A 24483-nucleotide genomic window follows, 5' to 3' on the forward strand; every position below is an offset into this window, starting at 1 on the left:
TACGGGCTGACGCCTGCCCGGTGCTGGAAGGTTAAGGGGAGCGGTTAGCGCAAGCGAAGCTGTGAACCGAAGCCCCAGTAAACGGCGGCCGTAACTATAACGGTCCTAAGGTAGCGAAATTCCTTGTCAGGTAAATTCTGACCCGCACGAATGGCGTAACGACTTGGGCGCTGTCTCAACGAGAGATCCGGTGAAATTTTAATACCTGTGAAGATGCAGGTTACCCGCGACAAGACGGAAAGACCCCATGGAGCTTTACTGCAGCTTGATATTGGACTTGGGTACGATCTGTACAGGATAGGTGGGAGCCAGAGAATCATGAGCGCCAGCTTGTGAGGAGGCGACGTTGGGATACCACCCTGATCGTATCTAGGTTCTAACCTCCTCCCGTGAATCCGGGAGAGGGACCGTGTCAGGCGGGCAGTTTGACTGGGGCGGTCGCCTCCTAAAGTGTAACGGAGGCGCCCCAAGGTTCCCTCAGAATGGTTGGAAATCATTCGCAGAGTGCAAAGGCAGAAGGGAGCTTGACTGCAAGACGTACAGGTCGAGCAGGGACGAAAGTCGGGCTTAGTGATCCGGTGGTACCGAATGGAAGGGCCATCGCTCAACGGATAAAAGCTACCCTGGGGATAACAGGCTTATCTCCCCCAAGAGTCCACATCGACGGGGAGGTTTGGCACCTCGATGTCGGCTCATCGCATCCTGGGGCTGAAGTAGGTCCCAAGGGTTGGGCTGTTCGCCCATTAAAGCGGTACGCGAGCTGGGTTCAGAACGTCGTGAGACAGTTCGGTCCCTATCTGTCGCGGGCGCAGGAAATTTGAGAGGAGCTGTCCTTAGTACGAGAGGACCGGGATGGACGTACCGCTGGTGTACCAGTTGTTCCGCCAGGAGCACCGCTGGGTAGCCAAGTACGGACGGGATAAGCGCTGAAAGCATCTAAGCGTGAAGCCCCCCTCAAGATGAGATTTCCCAATTAGTAAGACCCCTTGTAGACGACGAGGTAGATAGGTTCGGCGTGGAAGTGCTGTAAGGCATGCAGCGGACGAATACTAATCGGTCGAGGGCTTAATCTACACCCCAAAAAGTGAAGCAGAGGCTTCGAAGGTGATTCCGATTACTTTTCGGGGACCCCGAGAGCACGAAGTAGGGGAGCAAAGGATGAAACAACGTAAACTTCGATTCCAGTTTTCAGGGTGCAAACTCTGACGTTTGGTGATGATGGCGGAGGGGAACCACGCGTTCCCATCTCGAACACGACCGTTAAGCCCTCCAGCGCCAATGGTACTTAGATCGCAGGATCTTGGGAGAGTAGGACGTTGCCAAGCGAAATGAAGCCTCTCTGGTTAAAGCCAGAGGGGCTTTTCCTTATTCCAGCAAGAGGGGACTTGACCACGGCGGAGCCTGTCTTGGGAGAGTAGATGGCCAAGCGAAATGAAGCCTCTCTGGTTAAAGCCAGAGGGGCTTTTTGCTGTTCCAGCGAAGAGGGTGCTTAGACCACGGCGAAGCCTGTCTTAGAAATGCGCTGGTCCAACGAGGCAGAAAGCCTCTCGGGCTTGATGCCAGATAGGCTTTTTTTCAATAGTGGAAGTAAGAGGGTTAGAAATCGGCCCGTCACGACAAATAGTAGGAGACGTCCTTTTGGAGAACCTTGATAAGGCCGCCTCTCTTCAGCTTACGGAACTTCAGCAAAAGGATGTAGCGGGGGTGCAGCATCCACAGATGCACGAACAGAAGCAGAGCATAGGCTTCCCGGGGAAGCCATAGGTACGTAAGGCTCAATCCGGCCAGGCCGACCCACGTGAGATGGCCAAGCAGCTTGACAAAGCCCGAGAAGGAATGAAAGCCGGCCGGCAGCCAACCGAGCCAAGGCAGGGTCCAGTGATAAGTCCAAGCAGCGCCGGGCGGTCTTCCTCGAAACCATAAGTAGAGATAGAGAATGCTGCCCTGCCATAGAGAAACGGCTGCAAGAGAGACGCCGAGATAGAGCAATCCCCTCCAGCCTCCGGTCCGGGGAAGAATGGCAAGGCAGCCGGCCGCGAGAAAAAGAAGGTGCCCAAGCGAATGAGGAAACCTCGGGCTCACCTTGCGTACAAGAGTATAATTGTAGATGGTCGAATCGGTGGAAAGTCCGCGTTCTTTCATAGGGTCCTCCGTCAGTAAGATACCCCTTATATATCGGCACGGAAGCCCGTCGAAACAAGGCGGCCGCCTAAAATTTTTTTGTGGTACAGACACCGGACCGGGTGCTTTATCATAGGAATATAGAAAGGGGAGGGAAGTTTAGAAGTCTTCTTTTCGGGTATACTTATAGAAAACAAGATTGAGGTGAATCGAAATGGAGCAGCAAACCGGCGGAACGTGCATCATCTGCGGAGAAACGGGCAGGGAAGGCATCCATATTGTGACGGAGTTTATCTGCGTGGAATGCGAAGCGGAAATGGTTCAGACGGATGTGCGCGACGAGAAGTATCCTTTTTTCATTCATCAAATGAGGCAAATCTGGTACAAGAAGAACGCATGAGAGAAAAGACTTTATCGTCATGCGTTTTTTTCATATAGTAAAAGAGGATAGGCCGGCGGCTTATTCTCTTTTTTTAATGACGATGGCCAAAGCGAGGGCAGCGAATGAACAGGCACAAGGCACCGCTTTACGATAGATTGGTGGAGCATCATAACCGGAGGACCGCGAGCTTTCATGTCCCCGGGCACAAAAACGGGCAAGGTCTCGACCCGGCCGCGGAGTCTTATCTGGGCTCCGTCATGGAACTGGATGTTACCGAGATTAGCGGACTGGACGATTTGCACCAGCCGGAAGGGGTAATTAAGGAAGCGCAAGCCTTGGCGGCCCAATGCTTCGGGGCGGAGGAAAGCTTCTTTCTGGTGAATGGGAGCACGGCGGGGAACTTGGCTATGATCTTGTCCGTTTGCGCCCCGGGGGAACTTCTGCTGGTTCAGCGAACGGTGCACAAATCAGTACTTAACGGACTCGCTCTAGCGGGAGCCCGGGCTGTTTTCTTGACACCTGAGTGGGACAGGGCAAGCGGACTGACCTTCGGGGTAAGCGTGGAAGAGGTGGAGCGGGCGTTGGCTGCCTACCCGGAGGCTAAAGGGCTTTTCCTCACAAACCCGACGTACTACGGACTCGCAGCCGATTTGACGGAGCTCGCGCGGCTGGCGCATTCCCATGGGATCCCGCTCTTGGTGGACGAAGCCCATGGGGCTCACTTCGGCTTTCACCCGGACCTGCCTCCCTCGGCTTTATCCTGTGGGGCGGACGCTGTGGTCCAGTCCACTCATAAAATGCTGACCGCCCTCACCATGGGAGGAATGCTGCACCTGCAGGGCAGCCGGGTCAACCGGCACCTGATTCGACATAACCTCGGGGTGGTGCAGTCCTCCAGCCCTTCTTATCCGCTGATGGCTTCGTTGGATCTCAGCCGGCGCCAGCTTCATACAAGAGGGGAAGAGTGGATCGAGAGTGGTCTTCGGGTCCTGCGCCAGCTCCGGCGGGAAATCCGGGAGATGCCGGACTGGGAAATGATCGACCGTGACGGGGCGGCTTCTTATTCGGCGCTCGATCCCTTTAAGCTCACCCTTAGGATGAAGGGAAATCGCCTCTCCGGCTTCGAGCTGCAGGGAAAGCTGGAAGCCTGCGGCTGCATGGCGGAAATGGCGGATATCCGCTATGTGCTGTTATGCTGCAGCCTCGCTACGACGAAGGAAGAGGCAGACCGCCTGCTCGAAGCGCTGCATAAGATAACAAGGGAAGAAGCGCCGAATAAGCAGGAAAACGGCCTTCTTTCGACGAATATCCCTAATAAGCCGATTTTTCTTCCTTTATCGGCGCCCGTTTCTTTTGCCAGACCGGTTCCGGGAGCCTCCACTAAGGTGAAAGCCTTGGAACTCGAGCAGTGTACCGGCCGCGTGGCGGCGGAGATGGTCATTCCTTACCCACCAGGCATCCCGGTGCTTTATCCCGGGGAACGGATTACCGCGGCGGCGGTGAAGGAGCTCGCCGGTCTCCGGGATCGGGGCGCCCGCTTTCAAGGGGCCCGCGATCCGCAGCTTCGAACTCTACAGATAGAAGAAGATGGACCAAACGGATGGAACGCCCCGATTAGCCCGCATACTATATAGTAGGGCGATGAGGCAAGAAGAGCCATGCGATACCACTTATACCGACAGCAGGAGGCACATGTGAAAGGCGTATTTATAACCTTTGAGGGACCTGACGGTTCCGGTAAAACGACACAGCTGCACCGGCTGGCCGAGCATCTGCGCCGCTTGGGGCAGGACCCGCTGGTCACCCGGGAGCCCGGGGGAACCGCGATCGGCGACAAGATTCGCGAAATTATTCTTTCCCCCGAGAACAAAGAAATGGCGGATCCGTCGGAGGTGCTGTTGTATGCGGCATCCCGCGCCCAGCACGTGCAGGAGAAAATTCTTCCCGCGCTTGAGCAAGGCCGGCTCGTGATATGCGACCGGTTCGTGGATGCGAGCGTGGCCTACCAGGCTTACGGGCTTGGTATGAACCGCGAGGCGGTGGAGGCCATCAACCGATTCGCCACCTCCGGATTAAAGCCGGACCGGACGTACCTGCTGGATGTCTCCCCCGAGGTAAGCCGGGAGAGGCTCTTGAACCGGGCCGGCGGAGGGAGTCCGGCCGTGCTTGACCGCATCGAGCAAAAAGGGCTGGAGTACCATCGTAAGGTGCGGGAAGGCTTCTTTGCGATAGCGGAGGCGGAGCCGGTGCGGGTGAGGCTGGTGAAGGCGGACCGGAGTCCGGATGCCATTTTTGCTGAGATTCTGGAAGACTGCCTTCAATTGCTGCCCCTTTAGTTGACGGGATAAGGTATAATAATAAAGGAGGTAATGTTATGAAATTGGTTGTAGCGATCGTACAGGATAAGGACAGCAACCGTCTGTCCAATGCGCTGATCAAGGCGGGATTCCGCGCAACGAAGCTGGCCAGTACCGGAGGCTTCCTGAAAGCGGGCAATACGACGTTCATGATCGGGATCGAGGATGAGCGGACCCAGGAAGTGATGCAGGTCATCAAGGCTAACTGCAAGGTACGCGATCAATTGGTTACGCCGGTCTCTCCTATGGGGGGAACGACGGACTCGTATATTCCTTTCCCGGTGGAAGTACAGGTCGGCGGCGCTGCGGTTTTTGTTCTGCCGGTTGAGCGATTCGAGCATTTCTGATGAAGATCAACCCGGGCTGGAGGCCCCTTGGCAAGGACATCAAGCTGCCGGACAGCTCCAACCCCGCCCATGTGCAGCAGAAATCGTTCTCAGAAATGATGCAGCACCAGGACGTCCGGGCCTCTCACGAGGAGCTGAACCGGATTATGGAGCAAATTCATCTTCAAGGGGAGCGGCTTTCCAAAGCGATGACGGTGCGGGAGCTGAGGCAGTATAAGCTGCTCGTAAAACGGTTTCTCGAAGAGACGGCCCGGCGCGGAATCGTACTGCGGGATACCCGCGGGTGGGACCGGCGGGGCCGGACGAAGCGCTATAAGCTGCTGGAGGAGATCGATGAGGCGCTGGTCGGAATGGCCGACGACCTGCTTGACCAAGAGCAGGGAAGGATCGAACTGCTGCAGAAGATCGGAGAAATCCGGGGGATGCTGATTAATTTGTTTTTCTAATAGAAGTCTGATTACCTGGCGAGGCGAAGCATAATGTCTTTTGATACAATCGCGGGGCAGGAACAGGCCAAACGGTTTCTGCGAAACGGCCTGAGGAATAACAAGCTGTCCCACGCTTATATATTCAGCGGACCGAGCGGGTCCGGACGGAAGCGGATGGCAGCCAAGCTCGCCCAGGCCGTTTATTGCCTGGAGCGAGAGGACGACGCCTGCGGCCAATGCATTGAATGCCGGAAGGTGGAACACGGCAACCATCCCGATTTCTATTGGGTGGAGCCGGATGGAGCATCCATTAAGATTGAACAGATCCGGGAGCTCCAAAAGGGCTTTTCGTATAAATCTACGGATTCGAAGAGGAAGATCTATGTCCTGAACGAAGCCGATAAAATGACGGTTCAGGCCGCCAATTCGCTGCTGAAGTTCCTGGAAGAACCCCAGTCGGACATCATGGCCATTCTCATCACCGAGAACGCCCATGCGCTGCTTCCCACCATTCAATCGAGGGCACAGGGAATTCCCTTCGTTCCGATGGACCCGAAAGTCATGGCCGCCCGTCTCCAGGAGGACGGCCTGTCGGTGACTTTGGTGCTTCCGGCCGTGCAGCTGGCCGCGGGGATGAAGGCAGCCCGGGAGCTGGTCGAGGCTCCCTGGTTTGCTGAGGCAAGAAACGTAGTGGTACAATTGGCCAGGGAAACGCTGACGCGGTTCCCGGCTGCGCTGCTGACCGTCCAGCAGAAGGTCATCAAGACGGATTTGGCCGAGCGCGTGCCGGCCCTGTTGGATTTATGGATTCTCTGGTTCAAGGATATGATTCATCTGCAGGTGGGCAACCAAGATAATGTCGTTTATATAGATCAGAGGGACGAGCTGGCGAGGCTCGCCTTGAGTAAGGAAGCTAAATTCTGGGTTGGGGGAATCGAGAAGATTGTAGAAGCCCAGAAAAGACTGCGATTTCATGCAAATGCTCAGCTCGCTTTGGAAAAGCTGCTGATTGATATACAGGGGGGATAGTTTTGTATTCTGTAGTAGGGGTGCGCTTCAAGAAAGCCGGCAAAGTCTTCTATTTTGACCCTATCGATCTTCCCGTGGAGAAGGACCATAATGTGATTGTGGATACCGCGCGCGGACTGGAATACGGCAAAGTCGTCATCGGCAAACGAGAAGTTCCGGAGAACGATGTCGTGCTTCCGCTCAAGAAAGTGATCCGGATCGCAAACGATCACGACGCCGTGCTGGTGGAAGGCAACCGGACGGCTGCCGTCGACGCGTTCGGCATTTGCCAGAACAAGATTAGGGAGCATGGCCTGCGGATGAAGCTGGTCGATGTGGAATATACGTTTGACCGCAACAAAGTCATTTTTTATTTCACCGCCGAAGGACGTGTCGATTTTCGTGAGCTGGTTAAGGACCTGGCAAGCATCTTCCGGACACGCATCGAGCTCCGCCAAATCGGGGTTCGCGACGAGGCCAAGCTGCTGGGCGGAATCGGGCCGTGCGGAAGGATTCTGTGCTGCTCGACGTTCCTCGGGGATTTCGAGCCCGTTTCCATCAAGATGGCGAAGGACCAGAATCTTTCTCTCAACCCCACCAAAATTTCCGGTCTTTGCGGACGGCTTATGTGCTGCTTGAAATATGAGCATGATAACTATGAAAGTGTTAAGGACGAGCTGCCGCGTGTAGGCAAGCTGGTGCTGACCTCCCACGGAGCCGGCAAGGTGCTGAGCCTCAATACCGGGGAAAGGCTGGTTAAGGTGCACCTGTTTGAAACGGGAAAGGTGGTCGAATTGCCGTCGGATGACGTGGCGGAGCAAGAGTAGCCGATTTAATCGCTGAGGTGAAACCGTGGACAAACAAAATCTTTTCCTTCAAGTGGAACAAATGGAAGAGAGGATGGGGCTGACCCATACCGAACTTGGTTCGTTGAAGAAAACCATCGTGGAACTGCTCGAGGAGAACAACCGGCTTACTCAGGAGAATGAACAGCTGCGCAAGCTTTTGTCCAAGGAGGAGCCTGTCAAAGCCAAACAGCCGTCGGAGAAAGAAACGGCGGTCATTGGAGAAGGCTATGACAACCTGGCCCGGTTGTATAACGAAGGCTTTCATATCTGCAACGTGTACTACGGCCATCTTCGAACCGAAGGGGATTGTCTCTTCTGCTTATCCTTTCTTAATAAATAGGGCTGCTGAGGGTGGTACCTCGCAAACCATGCCCTTCATACCCGTTCGCCGTAGAGATCGGATCTCTACGGCTTTTTTTGAAATGCGGCAAGCCTGCCAGCTTACCCGGAAGACCGCCTCCCGAGGAGTGACGTCCCTTTCCGGAAGGAGGACCCTACCATGACGATCCCGCTCCAACCGACCGAGCGTGTGGACGATTTGTTAACCAATGACCTGAAAATCATACAGAGCGACGACGTGTTCAGCTTCTCCATGGACGCCGTGCTGCTGGCCCGCTTCTGCTCAGTGCCGGTGCGCGGCCGGATTCTCGATCTATGCTCAGGCAACGGGGTCATTCCACTGCTGCTTACCACGCGGACGAAGGCCCCGATCTGGGCGGTGGAAATCCAGGAGAGGCTCGCCGATATGGCGGAGCGCAACGTCAAGATTAACCGGCTGGAAGAGCAGATCCAGGTGCTTCACCAGGATTTGAAAAACAGCCATACCCACTTCGGCTACGGTGTGTTTGATTTGGTGACCGTCAACCCGCCCTACCTGCCGGTAGTGGCGGGGGAGCAGAACGGTAACCCCCATTTTGCCGCCGCTCGTCACGAAATTTACAGCACGCTGGAGGAGGTGATCGCCGCTTGTGCCAAGCTGGTGCGAACCGGAGGAAAGGTGGCCATGGTACACCGCCCCTCCCGGCTGACGGACATCCTCTGCCTTATGCGGCAATACAAGCTGGAGCCGAAGCGCTTGCGGTTCGTTCATCCCCGCGCCGGAGAAGAGGCGAACATGATTCTTGTGGAAGCGATGAGGGACGCGAAGCCCGACGTCCGGCTGCTTCCGCCGCTAATCGTCTACAAAAATCGGACGGACTATTGTGATGAGCTGATGGAGATTTACTATGGAGGCCCCGCAGGAAAGCCGGAGGCCGGGAACAGGAGGGAAGAACGTGAACATCCAGAAGAGCTTTCAGAATGAGACGGGGAAGGGCATGCTCTTCCTGGTGGGGACGCCAATAGGGAACCTGGAGGACATGACCTTCCGGGCCGTTCAGACGTTGAAGGAGGCGGACTGGATTGCGGCCGAGGATACGCGGCAGACACGGAAACTTCTTACTCATTTCGACATCGGCACCCGTCTGGTCAGCTATCATGAGCACAACAAGGAGGCGAGCGGAAGGGAATTGATCCGGCTCCTTGCCGAAGGAGCGAAGGTGGCGCTCGTCTCGGATGCGGGCCTTCCGGGCATTTCCGATCCGGGCTATGAGCTCGTCCGTGAGGCGGTGGAAGAAGGCATTGCCGTGATTCCCGTGCCCGGCGCGAATGCTGCTCTATCGGCGTTGATCATCTCGGGGCTTCCGACAGACCGCTTCTTCTTCGCCGGTTTTCTTCCCCGGGAGCGCCGGAAGCTTCACGAGGAGCTGGCCGGTCTCGCTTCCGTTCCCGCTACGCTGCTGTTCTATGAGTCCCCGCACCGGGTAGCGAAGACCCTCGCCGCCATGAGGGAGGTATGGGGCAACCGTCGGGTTGCCTTGGTCCGGGAACTGACGAAGCGCTACGAGGAGGCGGTTCGCGGAACGTTCGACGAGTGTCTCGCTCATCTGGAGGAGCATCCTCCCCTAGGTGAATACTGCCTGGTGGTGGACCGGGGAGAAGGGGCCGCCTCTACGGAGGAGGCCTGGTGGAAGGACTTGAGCGTCGCCGAGCATGTGGAGCGCTACGAGGAGCAGGGAGAGGACCGCAAAAGCGCCATGAAACGGGCGGCTGCCGACCGGGGCGTGTCCAAGCGGGATATTTACAACGAGCTCCTTTCTCGCAAAGGCTGACCCCACTGGAGATAGCTCGAATCGCGCGCATCCGTTAATCGGTCTTGCCGACAGAGTAACCGGGAAAGGACCCTGCTCCTTTCTCGCAAAGAATAAACCCACTATAGATAGCTCGAATCGCGTGCATCCGTATAGCGGTCTTGCCGACAGAGCAGCCGGGAAAGGACCCCGTTTCTTACTCGCAAGGCTGATTGCGTTAGAGGCAGTCGGCACCTCAGGACAAAAAAAGATCCCTAAGCAGCAAAGTGAAAATCACCAGCCGTTACGCTTAGGGAAGAAAGGAGATATAGAAAAGGTTAGAAATACCAATAGGATATTTATAGTATACACCAAATGGATAAATTAGACACTAACAAATTATTTAGCGGCTGGCACCGGCATTTCGGATACACAATCGTTGCAAACAATTTTTCCTTTGAAGTATGTAACATTCTCCGCATTCCCACAGAAGATGCAGGCAGGTTCATACTTTTTCAGCATGATGCGTTCGCCGTCCACGTAGATTTCAAGAGCGTCCTTCTCGCCGATACCTAATGTCCGGCGTAGCTCGATAGGAATCACCACGCGGCCCAATTCATCGACTTTTCTAACAATACCTGTAGATTTCATCATATCACGTCTACCTCCGACATAATTATCGTCACAATTCGACATCGTTCTTAAAATCATGATACCAACCATTCCCAAAATAGTCAACTTAATTGGACTTGAAAAATATGGTATGTGATAGAGTTGTGACTTTATACCGTAAAATAGGCTTGATTACGGGTGTTTTTCGTTGATAAATTCTAATAGAAGGCGTTAGAGCCAGTTAGCTTCATAGAACAATTGGAAGATTTATTACGACAAATTTCGACAAACGCGAAAGTCGAATGTCGAAAGATGGAGGAGTGTGGAGAATGGACAAGCTGCTGAAAGAAGAAAAAGTCTTTAAAGACCCGGTTCACAAGTACATATACGTTCAGGAGAAGACGATCTGGGATTTGATTAATTCCAAGGAATTCCAAAGATTGAGAAGAATCCGGCAGCTGGGCACTTCCTTTCTGACCTTTCATGGCGCGGAGCACAGCCGCTTCTCCCATTCTCTGGGTGTGTACGAGATTACCCGGAGAATCATCTCCCAATTCGAACGAAACGAATACCCGGACTGGCCCCGCCAGGAGAAGCTGCTGTGCCTGTGTGCGGCCCTGCTGCACGATATCGGGCACGGCCCCTTCTCTCATTCCATCGAGCAGACGTTTACCGTTCATCATGAGGAATGGTCGTGCCGGATCATTCTGGGCGACACCGAAGTGAATGCCATCCTGCGGGAGGTGGAGGAAGACTTTCCCCGGAAGGTGGCCAATGTCATCTGCAAAACGTACGGGGAGCCTATTGTCGTCAGCCTGATCTCGTCCCAGCTCGATGCCGACCGCATGGACTATTTGCTGAGAGACGCTTATTTTACCGGGGTGAACTACGGAACCTTCGATCTCGACCGCATCCTCCGGGTGCTCCGTCCGTATAAGAGAGGGATAGTGGTGAAGGACAGCGGGATGCACGCGGTGGAGGACTACCTGATGTCCCGGTACCAAATGTACTGGCAGATCTACTTTCATCCCGTTACGAGAAGCGCGGAAATTCTTCTAAGCAAAATCTTCGGAAGAGCCAAGCAGCTCCATGAAGAGGCGTACTCCTTCGGCTTCCTTCTCCCCCCCATTCGCGCGCTTCTGGAGCAGAGACTGACGGTGGAGGATTATCACGGATTGGACGAATCGGTGATGCAGACGATGTTCACCCTATGGCAGGAGGAGGACGATCCCGTTCTCGCCGATTTGTGCCGCCGGTTTCTTAACCGTAAACTGTTCCGTTATATCGAGCTGGATCACCGCGAGAATTCTTCCGTTCTCGAGTCCATTCGACAGGCGATGATCAAAGCGGGATGGGATCCTCTATATTACCTCGAAATTGATTTCGCCACGGATTTGCCCTATGATGTGTACCGTCCGGGGGAGGTGGAGGAGAAGCTGCCCATTCTGCTGCTGGACCACAAGGAGGAGCTTGTCGAAATTTCCCTGAAGTCCGAGATCGTTCGCTCGATCAGCGGCATTCATATGGGAGAGCACCACTTGTATTTCCCGGAGGAGCTTTTGGAGGACCCGTCTTTTCCGGAAGAGCTGAAGAGAATTCTTCGCCCGGGAAAGCCCGAATAGGCGGAAGACCGTGTTAGGAAAGGAGAACAGATACCATGCTGACCGATACCCATGCACACTTGAACTCACCGGATTTTGACGAAGACCGCGACGAGGTGATTGCCCGGGCGCGGGATAATGGAGTGACGAGAATCGTCAACGTAGGCTTCAACCGCGAAACGATCCCGAGCTCTCTGGAGCTGGCGGAGCGGTATGATTTTATTTATTCGACGGTCGGCTGGCATCCGCAGGACGCCAAGGACATGAGGCCGGAGGATCTGGAATGGATCGAAGAGCTGTGCGCCCATGAAAAGGTGGTGGCCATCGGAGAAATCGGCCTGGATTATTATTGGGACACGTCTCCGAAGGATGTGCAGGACCGGGTGTTTCGCGAACAGATCCGGCTCGCCCGCAAAGTAGGGCTTCCCCTTGTCATTCACAACCGGGAAGCCCACCACGATATTCTGAAGGTGCTGAAGGAGGAAAAGGCGGCCGAGGTGGGGGGTATCATGCACTGCTTCTCAGGCAGCTGGGAAACGGCGAAGCAGTGCCTCGATATGAATTTTCATCTGTCCTTCGGCGGACCGGTTACGTTCAAGAACGCCCGGCAGCCGAAAGAGGTGCTGGAGAAAACCCCTCTTGACCGCCTGCTGGTGGAAACGGACTGCCCTTACCTCACTCCGCATCCGTACCGGGGGAAGCGGAATGAGACCGGCTATGTCCGGCTTGTCGCCGAAACCGCCGCGGAGCTGAAGGGCATCCCGTACGAGGAGCTTGCGCGGATCACGACGGAGAACGCCGTCCGGCTGCTGAAGCTTAAATAAGCTCCGCCCGCCGGGTCAGCCGGCGGGGAAGGAGAAGGCGGGCGTATCCGAACGCGTAGGCAAGACCGGCTGCGGTGAGCAGCGCCGAGAGAGAGAATGAGGTGCCGGAAAGCGCGGAAGCCGCTCCTAAGACAAGGGCCTGCACGAGTAAGGCGATGAGCACAAGGGTAGTGACGGCACGGATCCGCACTTGTTCTCCACCGGGATACAGCTGAATCCAAGGGGAGTACCGGTGCGCCTGATCGAGAGCGGCCAGCTGCACCCCGGCGATCAGCAGGGCGAGACCATAGATGATCACCTGGGCCAGCTCCCCCTGGAACAAGATCAGGAACAACGCTCCGACCGCAAGCAGCCGCAAATAGATGGAGCTTAGTTCGGAGCGCAGGAACGTCAGGGCATACAGATACAAAAAGGCGGATGAGGACTCAAACGGCAGAAGCTTGGTCAGCCGGGGGAGGAGCATCCGCCTTTTGATGGAATTCGGCCGGGCCGGGACATCCGTGAACCAGCTGAAAAAAAGATAATAGAGATCCCTTTGCGCCTTCTCGTACCGGAGCAGCGCTTCCCAAGGAATGCGGAATTTCGGAAGGCTGCGGATAAGCAAGACGCCAGTCAGCGCCAATCCGAGCAGAAGAAGGAACGCATAAGGCAGCGGAAAGCGGAAAAGGCCGTAAACAGCCATCGTGCCTGCCGCCCACCGGTAAGCGGCGATGAGGCGGCCGTGCCGGATGGAAACGCAGCGTGCCTGCTGCCAGACCGTGAGAAGGCCGGCCCACTTCGTCAAAAGCAGAAAGGCGGCGAGCCACCAATAAGGAAGGGCGCCCGTCCCCGCCCCTTTGTGATACAGCGGCCACACCGCCAAGAGCACCAGGAGAAGCCGGATGCCCTGCATGAGGAAGCTGTGGCGGAACGAAAGCCGGAAATACCCCTGCAGCCGATCCTCGGCCGGAAGCAGGAACACCCGGTCGGCCTCCCGCAAGAAGGTGCGGATGCGCCCGGACGCCACCGTCAGGGCAAGCAGCGGAAGGATGATCCACAAGTAGGGGAAATCCGGGGGCAGCGTCTTCAGAGCTTTGGCATATCCGTAGATTCCGGCGATCAGGGCAAGGATCAGGATAGAGAAAAAGCCGCTTCGGCCCACATCCCTCCAATAAATAGAGGTCTCCCGGAGGAAGGCTTGTCTTCTTGTCCTCCACAGCGTTTCGAAGCCGTTCATCCTTTCCCGCCTCCCCCGACAAGCTCGAAGAAGACGTTGTCCAGGGAAGCTCCCGGCATCCCCGCGGCGGCGCGGATCTCTTCGAGGGTCCCCTGAGCCACGATAACGCCGCGGTGGAGAACGACAAATCTCTCGCAATAGTTCTCAATCGTTGACAAAATATGCGAAGAGATCAGAAACCCGGCTCCCGCTCTCTTGAAGGAAACCATGAGCTCGAGCAGCGACCGGATTCCAAGAGGATCAAGCCCAAGGAACGGCTCATCGATAATGTAAAGCGGAGGTTCGACAAGAAACGCATTCATGATCATGACCTTCTGACGCATGCCCTTGGAGAGGTGGCCCGAGAAGCTGCCGAGCTTATCCTGCATGGAGAAGAGCTCCGCAAGCCTGCCGGCACGTTCTTCGTATATTTGGCGGTCGAGCCCGTAAGCCATAGCGGTCAACTCCAGATGCTCCCGGATGGTCAGCTCTTCATACAGCTCGGGGCTTTCTGGTACATAGCCGATGGAGGTGCGGTGTCCTGGGGTCCGGTCGCCAAGCGTTTGGCCGAGCACCTCGATGGATCCCTTTTGCGGTTTCATCAGCCCGAGAATATGCTTGATCGTGGTGCTTTTGCCGGCCCCGTTCAAGCCGATGAGCCCGACCATCTCCCCTTTGGCCACCGAGAAGTGCAGATCCTTCAGCACCGGCTTATTGAGAAGATACCCCCCATAGAGCCCCTTTAGATGCAAAATCGTTTCCAATTCATCACCCGCTTCGACAGTATATAAACCCTAAAAATCACGCCATGATTTCGAGAATAGTATAATCTTTACCAGGTCCTAATCAAAATTTAACTCAAAAGAAGGCAATAAGCGGAGATAAACCGAGATATAAAGAGATAATTATGGTGTGTTTTTCCGAAATCGTTCCTTTTTGCCTTAAATCGGTTATATTTTTCTTCTTTTCTCGGGCCGATACCTCTTTACAGGTTCTCTTTCACAGCGTATCATACATTCATGATAACTTAATACCGATGCCAATTTTCCAATTTCGCTGAGTTTCCATATGGGAAACGGGGGAACCGTAAATGGTCGGTCGAAGAACTTTTTCGATCGCATCATGGTTAAAGGGGTGAATCACAGGTTTGTCTTTGGCAGACCTGAGTAGGGCGACTCTCTTGTCCGAATCCGTCAGCTAACCTCGTAAGCGTGAAGAGAGAGGTAACGTTGATCGGGCTTGTCTACTAGCTAATGAGCTAAAGCCACGAGAAGGTTCCTCTTCTTATGGCTTTTTTTGTTGTCCAAAAAAGCCATTTTGTCCCATTCGGGCTCACACTTTAACCCACGGAGGTGAATGTAGTACAAGGATTGCCGTTTTTACTCGATTTACGAAAACGGGAATTGGCGTAAAGAAAGTACAAATAAACCCTTAGTCGCGTCAGATATAATCATGCATAACAGTCGACGGCGAGGCTTTGAAGGAGGACCGAAGAAGTGGGCGCAATTCAGTATGAGAACCCCCATGTAAAACGATCATCCAGCATGTCCTTCGCATTGCGTTGGAATCATGAAAACGTTCGAATGATAAGTTTTTTCACTCTCTTTTCACTCAGCGTAATCCTCATGTTTTTCATGTTGTTGTACGGTACGGCTACCAAAAGCGTATCAATGGTGGTGAACGGCAAGGAAACCATTGTGAAGACAAAGCAATTGGACCTGCAGCACCTACTGGATGAACAAGCTATTGTAATCGGGAAGCACGATAAGCTATCCGCCGACCTCAGCACGAAAATCAAGGACGGTGCGACCTTTACGATCGTTCAGAAATCCCCGGTGCAGTTGACCGCAGATGGGGAAACCCGGACCGTGTACACGACGGCCAAGACGGTTTCGAGTCTTTTGGACGAATTGGATATTACCCTGGGAACGGAAGACCGGATTACCCCGTCCCTGGAAGCCGGCGTTACCGGCAATACCGATGTCAAGATTGTAAGAGTTAAGAAGCAAGTCGAAGAGCAGCAAGCGCCGATCGCCTTTACCACGGAAACGCGCCAGGACGCCAACCTGTTGAAGGGCAAGGAACAAACGGTTCAAGAAGGCAAGGAAGGAACCAAAGTTATTAAGACCGAGAAGGTCTTTGAGGACGGCAAGCTCGTCGCTCAGAACCCGCTTGGAGAAGCGGTCCAAACCCCAAGTGTTAACAAGATCGTTGCCCTGGGAACTAAAAATCCGGTAGTCGCCTTGTCGGCACCGGCACCAGAGCCTGCTCCCGCAGCAGCACCGGCAGCTGCAGCAGCACCGGCACCAAAAGCGAAAACCGTCACCAAAGCAGGGGCTCCTGCTTCGTATAAGCAGATCATCAATAATGCTACGCTTACCGCTTATTCCGCCGGCCCGGCTTCGACCGGTAAATCCGCCGGCATGGCCGGATACGGCAAAACGGCTACCGGAACAACCGTTACCGAAGGCCGTACGATCGCCGTGGATCCTAACGTCATCCCGCTGGGATGGTGGGTTTACATTGACGGCATCGGCTACCGCAGAGCGGAAGATACAGGCAGCGCCATCAAAGGCAACAAGATTGATGTCTACTTCGACAGCGAGGCGTACGCCCAGAAATTTGGTTTAAAGAGAGGGTTTACCGTCTATGTGATCGGCCCTAACAAGCCGGCAGGCGAGTAACTCTTATATAGGCATCCAACCGCCCGGGAGACGGATAAGCTCCCGGATGGTATACGTCAGGATTGATTCTGTTATACTATACTTAATCGTAAGAAGAGGCGTCGAACCTCTTCTTTTTGTGCGTAAGAAAGGATCCATACATGATCAAAGAAGTCATTGTCGTAGAAGGCAAAGATGATACGGCCGCGATCCGGCGGGCGGTGGACGCCGAAACGATTGAAACCGGCGGCTCGGCCATCAACGAAGCCGTTTACCGGCGCATCGAGCTCGCCCAGAAGCGCCGGGGGGTCATCATCCTGACCGATCCCGATCACGCCGGAGAGAAGCTCCGCCGGTTGATTACGGCCCGCGTTCCCGGCTGCAAGCATGCCTTTCTCTCTCGGGAGGAGGCTACCCATAAAGGCGACATCGGTGTGGAGAATGCCCCTCCCGAGGTGATCCGTAAAGCCCTGGACAACGTTAAGACCGATTTCCAGCGGGCGGAGTCGGAGATCACGTGGGAAGATATGATCGACGCCGGCCTGGTCGTTCATCCGGAGGCCGCGAGCCGCAGGATGCGGATGGGCCGGCTGCTGGGCATCGGCTATGCCAACGGCAAGCAGTTTCACAAGCGCTGCCGCATGTTTCAGATATCGAGGGAAGAGTTCATCGAGGCCTACCGCCGGATGGACGAGGAAGAGGAGAGTGCGCCATGAGCCAGACGGGGAGCAGACGGGGAGACATCGCGTCTCCCAGCCAAACAAAGGAAATTATTGCGAAGCATGGGTTCTCCCTTAAGAAAAGCCTGGGGCAAAATTTCCTGATCGACCTTAACATCCTGGATAAAATTGTATCCGCTGCCGGACTCGACCGGACGCGCGGGGCGTTGGAGATCGGCCCGGGCATCGGAGCCCTGACGGAACAGCTTGCAAAAGCCGCCGGCCGGGTGGCGGCGGTGGAGATCGACCAGCGGCTTTTGCCGATTCTTGCCGATACCCTGGCTCCTTATGACAATGTTCGCATCGTTCACGGGGATGTGCTCAAGCTGGATTTGAAGGAGCTGGTCCGTGAGGCCTTCCCGGACGTGGATAAGATCAGCGTGGTGGCGAACCTTCCGTATTACGTAACCACGCCTATTGTCATGAAGCTCTTAGAGGAGAAGCTCCCGCTTGATAACATCGTGGTGATGATCCAGAAGGAAGTGGCCGAGCGGATGGCCGCCAAGCCCGGAGGGAAGGAATACGGCAGCCTGAGCATTGCGGTGCAGTATTACGGGGAGCCGGAGCTCGTGACCATCGTGCCGCACACCGTCTTCATTCCTCAGCCGAATGTGGATTCCGCGGTCATCCGGATCAAGATCCGGGAGACGCCTGCCGTCGAGGTGGAGGATGAGCGCTTCTTCTTCGAGGTGGTGCATGCTTCCTTCGCCCAGCGACGCAAAACCATTTCGAACAATTTGCTGAGCCGTTTCTTCGCCAAAGGAGAAAGGGACAAGCTGGACAAAGTGCTCCAGGAGAGCGGCATAGAACCCTCCCGGCGGGGAGAGACGCTGTCGATTGAGGAATATGCCCGGCTGAGCGGCATTCTGAAGCGGCATTTGAATTCCTAAACACCAAACGCCCAGCCCTGCCATAGGATAAAGGCAGGGAGGCGATGATGCGATGAGGCAAGGGGATCTGGTAGTCCGCAAATCCTACGGCGGGGACGTCGTATTTAAGATTCAGGGGGCCGACGGGGAAAGGGTTCTGCTGAAAGGGGTGGAATTCCGGCTGCTCGCCGATTCGCCCGCTTCCGATTTGAGCCCGTTCCGGCCGTCCGAGCATGACCGCCGGTCCGCCGAGCTCCGGTACCGGATCAACCGGTCGGTTCGGCAGCTCGACATGTTCCGCCGGGGGCACAGCGAGACGAGACAGCGGGCAGGCGGACGCCTGCCGATGGCGGAGCATTATTTTGAAGTGCCGGGAACGGTTCTGCACCTGGACGGGGATCCGAATTATTTGCGCAAGTGCCTGCTTCTCTATAAGGAGCTGCGGATTCCCGCGGCCGGCTATTATGTGTCGGAGCCGAACATGGCCCTGGCGCTTCAGCGGCTGCTTCCCCAGGTGAAGCCGGATATTGTCGTACTGACCGGTCACGACGGCCTTCTCAAGCAGAAGCGGGAAATCGATATCCACAGTCTGGCCAGTTACAAGAACTCTCACCATTTTGTTAACGCCGTCCATACGGCCAGGGAATACGAGAGAAGCCGGGAAGGACTGGTGGTGGTGGCGGGTGCCTGCCAGTCCCATTTTGAAGCGCTGCTGTATGCCGGGGCCAACTTTGCCAGCTCCCCGGGCCGGGTGCTGATTCATGCCCTGGATCCTCTCTATGTCGCGTCCAAGGTGGCCTTTACGCCGTTTAAGGATACCGTGCAGCTGTCAGATGTCCTTCCGAACACCCTGGCCGGTCTGGAAGGGGTGGGCGGGGTGGAAACAAGGGGCTGCTTCCGGCTTGGTCTGCCCAATGCGAAATGGGTAAGCCAAAACAAAGAAGCCGGCTCAAGAATCGGTTTAAATTTGAACAAAATGTGAACAATGAGCGAGAATCCTTCCCTATAATCAGGGTAGACTGCCGAAATACGCCGTTGACAACTGCTCAAGCCTATTGATATAATATTTGATCGATTTGACAATGACCTCTTTTCCTGTTATAATGAGTAGTGGAAAGAGGTGGTTGCAGACAATGGCTAAAAATGCGCTGTTGGAGATCAAACGCAGTTTGGAGCCCCACGTCGGGCAGAAAATCATGTTGCGGGCAAACGGCGGTCGACGAAAGACCATCGAACGATCCGGTGTATTGGAAGAGACCTACCCTTCTGTATTTATCGTGAAGCTTGATGAAGAACAGCATACCTTCAAGCGCGTTTCCTACAGTTATGCGGACATTCTGACCGAGTCCGTGGAAGTAACTGTATGCCAGGATGAAGGACAAGTTCGCATCACCTACTTACAGCATTAACTTTACGGAATAGAACGGCAGCCGGCTTAGGCCGGCTGTTTTTATTTTGCCCAAAAGAAGCATACTAGGGGGGAGGACCAGCCGGTTCTCGCGTGAACCGAAGGAAAACGAGAAGGAGGTTGGCTCATGGGACGCAGAAGACGGGGAGTTATGTCGGAAGAGCTGAAGTACGAGCTGGCCAAGGATCTTGGCTTCGCCGATACCATCCAGAAGGACGGGTGGGGAGGCATTACGACGAAGGACGCCGGCAACATGGTCAAACGCGCGATCCAGATGGCGGAGCAGGCGGCGCGCAAAGGGCGGTAAACCGACGGGAGCTGGAGCGCATGCGCTGCGGCTCTTTTTTGTGACCGGGGTGCGAGCTATGCCTTCCCGCCGAGTCCCCTGGAGGAGGACATACAGCGGGAACCGCCGGTGGACCAACCGCATGGGGAGAGCGGTCGGAAAGATGTTTTTCCGAGGTTCGTTTGTTATAATATGCTAAAGCCGAAACAGACACGGACAAGTTGGCGGAAGAAGGTGCTTGGCATGAAGGTTATGGAAAAGGCTCCGGCCAAAATTAATTTATCCCTGGATGTACTATATAAACGCGAGGACGGGTTCCACGAAGTCGAGATGGTGATGACCATGGTCGATCTGGCGGACCGCCTGGAGATGCAGGAGCTGTCGCGCGACACCATTATTATCTCGAGCCAGGCGGGGTATATCCCCCTGGATGAGAAGAATTTGGCCTTTCAGGCCGCCCGGTTAATCAAGGATCGTTATCACGTCCGCAAGGGCGTCTATATTCACCTGGACAAAAAAATTCCCGTTGCCGCGGGGCTTGCCGGAGGAAGCAGCGATGCGGCGGCCGCCCTCCGCGGATTAAACCGGCTGTGGAACCTCAACATCCCGCTCGAGGAACTGAAAGCGCTTGGGGCGGAGCTCGGCTCTGACGTCCCTTTCTGCATTCAGGGAGGGACGGCTCTCGCTACAGGCCGGGGGGAGAAGCTGACGCCCATTACCTCTCCGCCCCAGTGCTGGGTCGTGCTGGCCAAGCCCCCGCTGAACGTCTCGACCGCGGATGTATACGGCCGGCTCAAGGCATCGGAAATCCGCCGCCACCCGGATACGAAGTCCGTCATCGAGGCTATCGGCACCCAAGATTTCAACCGGCTCTGCGGATCCCTCGGCAATGTGCTGGAGGACGTGACTCTGCAGCTGTATCCCGAGGTTCGGCAGCTCAAGGAATGCATGCAGCGCATGGGTGCGGAGGGTGTTCTCATGTCGGGAAGCGGTCCTACGGTTTTCGGCCTGGTGGCGAAGGAAACGAAGGCGGAGAAGCTGTATAACGGGCTCCGCGGCTTCTGCAAGGATGTTTACGCGGTAAGATTGCTTACATAAGGAAAGGGTTTCCATAGACCGATCTGACCAAAAGGAAACCGGGGACGGGTTGCCCGCCGAAAGACAGCCTTCTTCTTGGAAAAAGCATCTATCTCTGCGTGTTAACTTCTTTTACATAGTTGAGGTTGATAAAAACCGTACACTAATGATATATTCAGATTATAATATTCGGATTTGGGGTGTCGCATGAAGAAATTAAAACGAAGCGCAAGATTGGTGGAAATGACCCAGTACCTGCTGGTCCGCCCCCATTCCCTTATCCCGTTGACGACGTTTGCAGAGCGCTACAATTCCGCCAAATCCTCCATTAGCGAGGATTTAGCCATCATCAAGGAGGTATTCCACGATGAAGGGCTCGGCGAACTGAATACGCTGGCCGGAGCTGCGGGCGGGGTGAAGTTTATCCCGAAAACCCCCAAGGCCGTCTCTCTGCCGTTTATCGAGAACATTTGCCGGGAGCTTGCGGTACCGGAGCGGATTTTGCCAGGGGAGTACATGTACATGTCCGATGTCCTCGGCCACCCTTCGGTGATTAATGAAATCGGCAAAATCTTCGCCTCGGCTTTCGCCGATCTCGACATCGATGTGATCATGACGGTGGAAACCAAGGGGATTCCGCTTGCCTATGCGACCGCTGCCTTCCTGAACCTGCCCGTCGTCATTGTAAGAAGGGACAACCGGGTAACCGAGGGCTCTGCGGTGAGTATTAATTATGTTTCCGGTTCGAACAAACGAATCCAGACCATGTCGCTCGCCAGGCGTGCGCTTAAAGAAGAATCGAAGGTGCTGATCATTGACGACTTCATGAGAGCGGGCGGGACCATTCAAGGCATGAAGGACCTCTTGCAGGAGTTCCGCGCCACGGTCAAAGGAGTCGGCGTGTTCGTCGAATCGGGAGAAGTCGAGGAGCATCTGGTGGAGGATTACGTTTCCCTCGCCCGCCTCGCCAACGTCGATTCCCGGAACAAGAGCGTGACCGTACTGCCGGGAAATTATTTTGACTAAAAGTTAAAGTAATAAAAGGAGATGACCGTATGAAACCCGTTATCGTATCCACGGAAGCGGCGCCCGCCGCGATCGGACCTTATTCGCAAGCCGTTCAATTCGGCAATCTGCTCTTCACCTCCGGCCAGATTCCCCTGACGACGGAAGGAACCCTTGTGGAGGGAGGAGCGGTGGAACAAACGCATCAGGTTTTTCGTAATTTGAAAGCGGTTTTGCGGGAAGCGGGAGCGGATTTCGGCGACGTGCTGAAAGCCACCGTTTACTTGAAGGACATGAACCAGTTCGCCGCTATTAATGAAGTGTACGCCTCGTACTTTGGGGATCACAAACCGGCCCGTTCTACTGTCGAAGTGGCTCGCCTGCCCAAGGATGTTTTTGTCGAAATAGAGCTGATCGCCTCGATTAATGCCGAATAATCCCAATTCGATAAATATTTAAAAAATTTATAAAAAAATGTATAAAGAATCCTCGTGAGCGAGAAGGATTTTGCAAGGGAGTGTGGAATTATATACCAAGTCCTACTAGCGAAAAGGTGGTGAACAGAAATGCAAATAACAGATGTCAGACTCCGCCGAGTCAACTCCGAGGGTAGAATGAAGGCTATCGCTTCGATTACCATTGATAATGAATTCGTCGTTCACGACATTCGTGTCATTGACGGCAACAATGGAATGTTCGTAGCCATGCCGAGCAAACGTACACCCGACGGGGAATTCCGGGATATCGCTCATCCCATTTCGTCTTCGACCCGGGAGAAGATCCAGGCTGCGGTACTCGCCGAATACGAGAATGCAGCGGTTGAAGATGAAGTAATCGAAGCGGGAGCTTAAAGCAAGAACAGACTTGGACGGGAGCCGTGAGGCTCTCTTTTCTTTTTGCCTAAAGTAGGCTATAATGACCCCAATTCTTAAGCAATGAATGCTGGTGCCTTATCCCGAGGAAACCTCATTAGGCGCACGAATATCATAAGAGAAGCAGAACAGTACTCAAGGATAAGGCACTGGGACGGCATAAAAAGAAACAATCATTTATTTTAACTAATGGGAGGGTGTTCCCTTGCAAATTTTTAGTGTAGTGCTTGCCGCAGGACAGGGCAAACGAATGAAATCCAAGCTGTATAAAGTGCTTCATCCCGTATGCGGCAAGCCGATGGTGGGCCATGTGGCCGACGCGCTTGACCGGATCGACTGCGCCCGCAAGGTCGTGATTGTCGGACACGGAGCGGAAGCGGTCCGGAATTACCTCGGGGACCGGGCGGAATATGCCCTGCAGGAGCAGCAGCTGGGAACGGGGCATGCCGTTCTGCAGGCGGCGGACCTGCTCGCGCAGGAGGACGGTGTCACCTTGATCGTCTGCGGAGACACCCCGCTCGTCACGGAAGAGAGCCTGCGCCGGATGGTCGAACTGCAGAAAGACCAGGGAGCGGCGGCTGTCGTTCTCACGGCGGAGCTGGACAATCCTCACGGGTATGGACGAATTATCCGAGACGCGGACGGGAAAGTAACGGGCATCGTGGAGCAGAAGGACTGCACCGAGGACCAGGCCAGGGTCAAGGAGATCAATACCGGAACGTACTGCTTTGACAACCGCAAGCTGTTTGCGGCCCTCGGCCAGGTGACGAATGAGAACGCCCAGAACGAGTATTACCTCACCGATGTCATCGGCATCCTCCGCGGCCAGGGAGAGGCCGTTCTCCCTTACTGCAGTCCCGATCCGGCGGAATCGATCGGCGTGAACGACCGGGTGGCCCTGGCGGAGGCCGAGCGGCTGATGCGGGAACGGATTCAGCGCCAACACATGCTGAACGGCGTCACGATTGTCGATCCGCAGAATACGTACATTGAAGCCGATGTGACGATCGGAGCCGACACGACGATCCTTCCGGGAACCGTGCTGAAGGGCCGGACGCGGATTGGAGAAGACTGCGTCATCGGACCGTACACGGAGCTGGCGGATACCGAAGTGGCTAATGGCGTAACGGTTAAGCAATCGGTTACCCAGGAAGCGGTGATCGGGGCGGAAACGTCGGTTGGCCCGTATGCTTATTTGAGACCGGGAGCGAAGCTCGGCGAGCAGGTCAAGATCGGCGACTTCGTCGAAATCAAGAACGCCACCATTGGGGACGGCAGCAAGGTGTCTCATCTGAGCTACGTCGGCGACGCGCGGATCGGCCGCAACGTTAATGTGGGCTGCGGGGCGATAACCGTCAATTATGACGGGTTCAGCAAGCATCTGACCGAGGTGGAGGACGATGCGTTCGTAGGGAGCAACGTCAACCTCATTGCTCCGGTCAAGATTGGCAAAGGAGGCTATGTGGTGGCAGGCTCTACCATTACGCACGACGTCGAAAGCGATGCCCTGGCGATTGCCAGAGAACGTCAGGTGACGAAGCCCGGCTATGCCTCCCGCCTGAAGAACCGTTTGCAGGAGAAGAAGAACCGGAAGTAAAGACAGCTTGTTTCAAACCTCCCGGGAAAGGGTAAAATAATTCAATCGTACGGCACAGCGGCACAAGCAGTGGATTTGCTTGCCGGCTGACTTGGGGGAGCTGCTCCCCCGGCCGATGCTGTTGAAGGACAACTGCCGATCCAAGGAGGAATTTAA

Annotated in this window: 27 protein-coding genes, 2 rRNA genes and 1 riboswitch (1 of these 30 cut by a window edge); of the genes, 25 read left to right on the forward strand and 4 right to left on the reverse strand. The window is 55.1% G+C overall.

From position 1 onward, the window contains the following. Together MJA45_RS00790 and rrf are read left to right on the forward strand one after the other, a co-directional pair. Window positions 1–1073, forward strand: a 23S ribosomal RNA gene (locus MJA45_RS00790) (it extends 1861 nt beyond the left edge of the window). Window positions 1074–1208: 135 nt separating this feature from the next. After that, a 5S ribosomal RNA gene (rrf, locus tag MJA45_RS00795) occupies window positions 1209–1325 on the forward strand. Window positions 1326–1611: 286 nt separating this feature from the next. Here rrf and MJA45_RS00800 read toward each other — a convergent pair. Beyond that, window positions 1612–2142 (reverse strand): hypothetical protein, encoded by a 531-nt coding sequence (locus tag MJA45_RS00800; RefSeq protein ID WP_315605424.1) that lies wholly within the window; start codon window positions 2140–2142, stop codon window positions 1612–1614. Between the two features lie 193 nt (window positions 2143–2335). Here MJA45_RS00800 and MJA45_RS00805 point away from each other — a divergent pair, with 193 nt between their 5' ends. The 10 genes from MJA45_RS00805 (at window position 2336) to rsmI (ending at window position 9641) form a co-directional block, all read left to right on the forward strand. Then, on the forward strand, window positions 2336–2521 hold the full coding sequence (locus MJA45_RS00805) for a sigma factor G inhibitor Gin (protein WP_315605425.1): 186 nt from the start codon (window positions 2336–2338) through the stop codon (window positions 2519–2521). A 104-nt stretch (window positions 2522–2625) separates the two neighbouring features. Continuing rightward, on the forward strand, window positions 2626–4137 hold the full coding sequence (locus tag MJA45_RS00810; RefSeq protein WP_315605426.1) for an aminotransferase class I/II-fold pyridoxal phosphate-dependent enzyme: 1512 nt from the start codon (window positions 2626–2628) through the stop codon (window positions 4135–4137). Window positions 4138–4197: 60 nt separating this feature from the next. After that, on the forward strand, window positions 4198–4839 hold the full coding sequence (tmk, locus tag MJA45_RS00815; RefSeq protein WP_315605427.1) for a dTMP kinase: 642 nt from the start codon (window positions 4198–4200) through the stop codon (window positions 4837–4839). Window positions 4840–4877: 38 nt separating this feature from the next. Beyond that, window positions 4878–5207, forward strand: coding sequence for a cyclic-di-AMP receptor (locus MJA45_RS00820; protein WP_315605428.1), 330 nt, complete (start codon window positions 4878–4880; stop codon window positions 5205–5207). Continuing rightward, a complete protein-coding gene (locus tag MJA45_RS00825; protein WP_315605429.1) occupies window positions 5207–5653 on the forward strand; it encodes a YaaR family protein in 447 nt (148 codons plus the stop codon). Before MJA45_RS00820 ends, MJA45_RS00825 begins: the two co-directional genes overlap by 1 nt. A 33-nt stretch (window positions 5654–5686) precedes the next feature. Then, complete coding sequence (gene holB, locus MJA45_RS00830) at window positions 5687–6664, forward strand: DNA polymerase III subunit delta' (RefSeq protein WP_315605430.1); 978 nt, start codon at window positions 5687–5689, stop codon at window positions 6662–6664. 2 nt (window positions 6665–6666) lie between these two features. Next, entirely contained in the window at window positions 6667–7470 is an 804-nt protein-coding gene (locus tag MJA45_RS00835) for a PSP1 domain-containing protein (protein WP_315605431.1), read from the forward strand. A 25-nt stretch (window positions 7471–7495) separates the two neighbouring features. After that, window positions 7496–7831: a DNA replication initiation control protein YabA gene (gene yabA / locus MJA45_RS00840; RefSeq protein WP_315605432.1), complete on the forward strand. Its 336-nt coding sequence runs from the start codon at window positions 7496–7498 to the stop codon at window positions 7829–7831. A gap of 159 nt (window positions 7832–7990) precedes the next feature. Beyond that, complete coding sequence (locus MJA45_RS00845) at window positions 7991–8794, forward strand: tRNA1(Val) (adenine(37)-N6)-methyltransferase (RefSeq protein ID WP_315605433.1); 804 nt, start codon at window positions 7991–7993, stop codon at window positions 8792–8794. After that, window positions 8718–9641 carry a 16S rRNA (cytidine(1402)-2'-O)-methyltransferase gene (rsmI, locus tag MJA45_RS00850; protein WP_407083095.1) on the forward strand — a complete coding sequence of 308 codons (924 nt, stop codon included), beginning with the start codon at window positions 8718–8720 and terminating at the stop codon, window positions 9639–9641. Before MJA45_RS00845 ends, rsmI begins: the two co-directional genes overlap by 77 nt. Window positions 9642–9998: 357 nt before the next feature. On the opposite strand, the gene MJA45_RS00855 is transcribed toward rsmI, so the two are convergent. After that, window positions 9999–10253: an AbrB/MazE/SpoVT family DNA-binding domain-containing protein gene (locus tag MJA45_RS00855; RefSeq protein ID WP_315605434.1), complete on the reverse strand. Its 255-nt coding sequence runs from the start codon at window positions 10251–10253 to the stop codon at window positions 9999–10001. A gap of 287 nt (window positions 10254–10540) precedes the next feature. Between MJA45_RS00855 and MJA45_RS00860 the strand changes: the two genes are divergently transcribed. Next, window positions 10541–11833: an HD domain-containing protein gene (locus MJA45_RS00860; RefSeq protein WP_315605435.1), complete on the forward strand. Its 1293-nt coding sequence runs from the start codon at window positions 10541–10543 to the stop codon at window positions 11831–11833. Between the two features lie 35 nt (window positions 11834–11868). Continuing rightward, a complete protein-coding gene (locus MJA45_RS00865) occupies window positions 11869–12636 on the forward strand; it encodes a TatD family hydrolase (protein WP_315605436.1) in 768 nt (255 codons plus the stop codon). Here the strand turns inward: MJA45_RS00865 and MJA45_RS00870 are convergent. Together MJA45_RS00870 and MJA45_RS00875 are read right to left on the reverse strand one after the other, a co-directional pair. Further along, the gene (locus tag MJA45_RS00870) at window positions 12629–13852 is read right to left on the reverse strand and encodes an ABC transporter permease (protein WP_315605437.1); all 1224 of its coding nucleotides are present in this window, start codon (window positions 13850–13852) and stop codon (window positions 12629–12631) included. The genes MJA45_RS00865 and MJA45_RS00870 overlap by 8 nt on opposite strands. Then, window positions 13849–14595, reverse strand: a complete 747-nt coding sequence (locus MJA45_RS00875) for an ABC transporter ATP-binding protein (protein ID WP_315605438.1) — start codon at window positions 14593–14595, stop codon at window positions 13849–13851. The genes MJA45_RS00870 and MJA45_RS00875 overlap by 4 nt, the downstream gene beginning before the upstream one ends. A 280-nt stretch (window positions 14596–14875) precedes the next feature. After that, window positions 14876–15059: riboswitch (cyclic di-AMP (ydaO/yuaA leader) on the forward strand. A 397-nt stretch (window positions 15060–15456) separates the two neighbouring features. Here MJA45_RS00875 and MJA45_RS00880 point away from each other — a divergent pair. The 11 genes from MJA45_RS00880 to glmU all read left to right on the forward strand — a co-directional run bounded on the left by MJA45_RS00880 (window position 15457) and on the right by glmU (window position 24327). Continuing rightward, the gene (locus MJA45_RS00880) at window positions 15457–16515 is read left to right on the forward strand and encodes a resuscitation-promoting factor (protein ID WP_315605439.1); all 1059 of its coding nucleotides are present in this window, start codon (window positions 15457–15459) and stop codon (window positions 16513–16515) included. Between the two features lie 140 nt (window positions 16516–16655). Further along, a complete protein-coding gene (gene rnmV / locus MJA45_RS00885; RefSeq protein WP_315605440.1) occupies window positions 16656–17210 on the forward strand; it encodes a ribonuclease M5 in 555 nt (184 codons plus the stop codon). Beyond that, complete coding sequence (rsmA, locus tag MJA45_RS00890) at window positions 17207–18103, forward strand: 16S rRNA (adenine(1518)-N(6)/adenine(1519)-N(6))-dimethyltransferase RsmA (RefSeq protein ID WP_315605441.1); 897 nt, start codon at window positions 17207–17209, stop codon at window positions 18101–18103. Before rnmV ends, rsmA begins: the two co-directional genes overlap by 4 nt. Before the next feature lie 52 nt (window positions 18104–18155). Beyond that, window positions 18156–19064: a sporulation peptidase YabG gene (yabG, locus tag MJA45_RS00895; protein ID WP_315605442.1), complete on the forward strand. Its 909-nt coding sequence runs from the start codon at window positions 18156–18158 to the stop codon at window positions 19062–19064. Between the two features lie 151 nt (window positions 19065–19215). Beyond that, complete coding sequence (veg, locus tag MJA45_RS00900; protein WP_315605443.1) at window positions 19216–19491, forward strand: biofilm formation stimulator Veg; 276 nt, start codon at window positions 19216–19218, stop codon at window positions 19489–19491. A gap of 126 nt (window positions 19492–19617) precedes the next feature. After that, window positions 19618–19797: a small, acid-soluble spore protein, alpha/beta type gene (locus tag MJA45_RS00905; protein ID WP_315605444.1), complete on the forward strand. Its 180-nt coding sequence runs from the start codon at window positions 19618–19620 to the stop codon at window positions 19795–19797. A 222-nt stretch (window positions 19798–20019) separates the two neighbouring features. Continuing rightward, window positions 20020–20874: a 4-(cytidine 5'-diphospho)-2-C-methyl-D-erythritol kinase gene (gene ispE / locus MJA45_RS00910; protein WP_315605445.1), complete on the forward strand. Its 855-nt coding sequence runs from the start codon at window positions 20020–20022 to the stop codon at window positions 20872–20874. A 186-nt stretch (window positions 20875–21060) separates the two neighbouring features. Further along, the gene (gene purR / locus MJA45_RS00915; RefSeq protein WP_315605446.1) at window positions 21061–21879 is read left to right on the forward strand and encodes a pur operon repressor; all 819 of its coding nucleotides are present in this window, start codon (window positions 21061–21063) and stop codon (window positions 21877–21879) included. A 29-nt stretch (window positions 21880–21908) separates the two neighbouring features. Then, window positions 21909–22295 carry a RidA family protein gene (locus MJA45_RS00920; RefSeq protein WP_315605447.1) on the forward strand — a complete coding sequence of 129 codons (387 nt, stop codon included), beginning with the start codon at window positions 21909–21911 and terminating at the stop codon, window positions 22293–22295. 129 nt (window positions 22296–22424) lie between these two features. Continuing rightward, window positions 22425–22709 (forward strand): septation regulator SpoVG, encoded by a 285-nt coding sequence (gene spoVG, locus MJA45_RS00925; RefSeq protein WP_315605448.1) that lies wholly within the window; start codon window positions 22425–22427, stop codon window positions 22707–22709. Window positions 22710–22935: 226 nt separating this feature from the next. Beyond that, window positions 22936–24327, forward strand: a complete 1392-nt coding sequence (gene glmU / locus MJA45_RS00930) for a bifunctional UDP-N-acetylglucosamine diphosphorylase/glucosamine-1-phosphate N-acetyltransferase GlmU (RefSeq protein WP_315605449.1) — start codon at window positions 22936–22938, stop codon at window positions 24325–24327. Window positions 24328–24483 lie beyond the last annotated feature (156 nt).

Source organism: Paenibacillus aurantius (assembly GCF_032268605.1).
GTDB lineage: Bacteria > Bacillota > Bacilli > Paenibacillales > NBRC-103111 > Paenibacillus_AO > Paenibacillus_AO aurantius.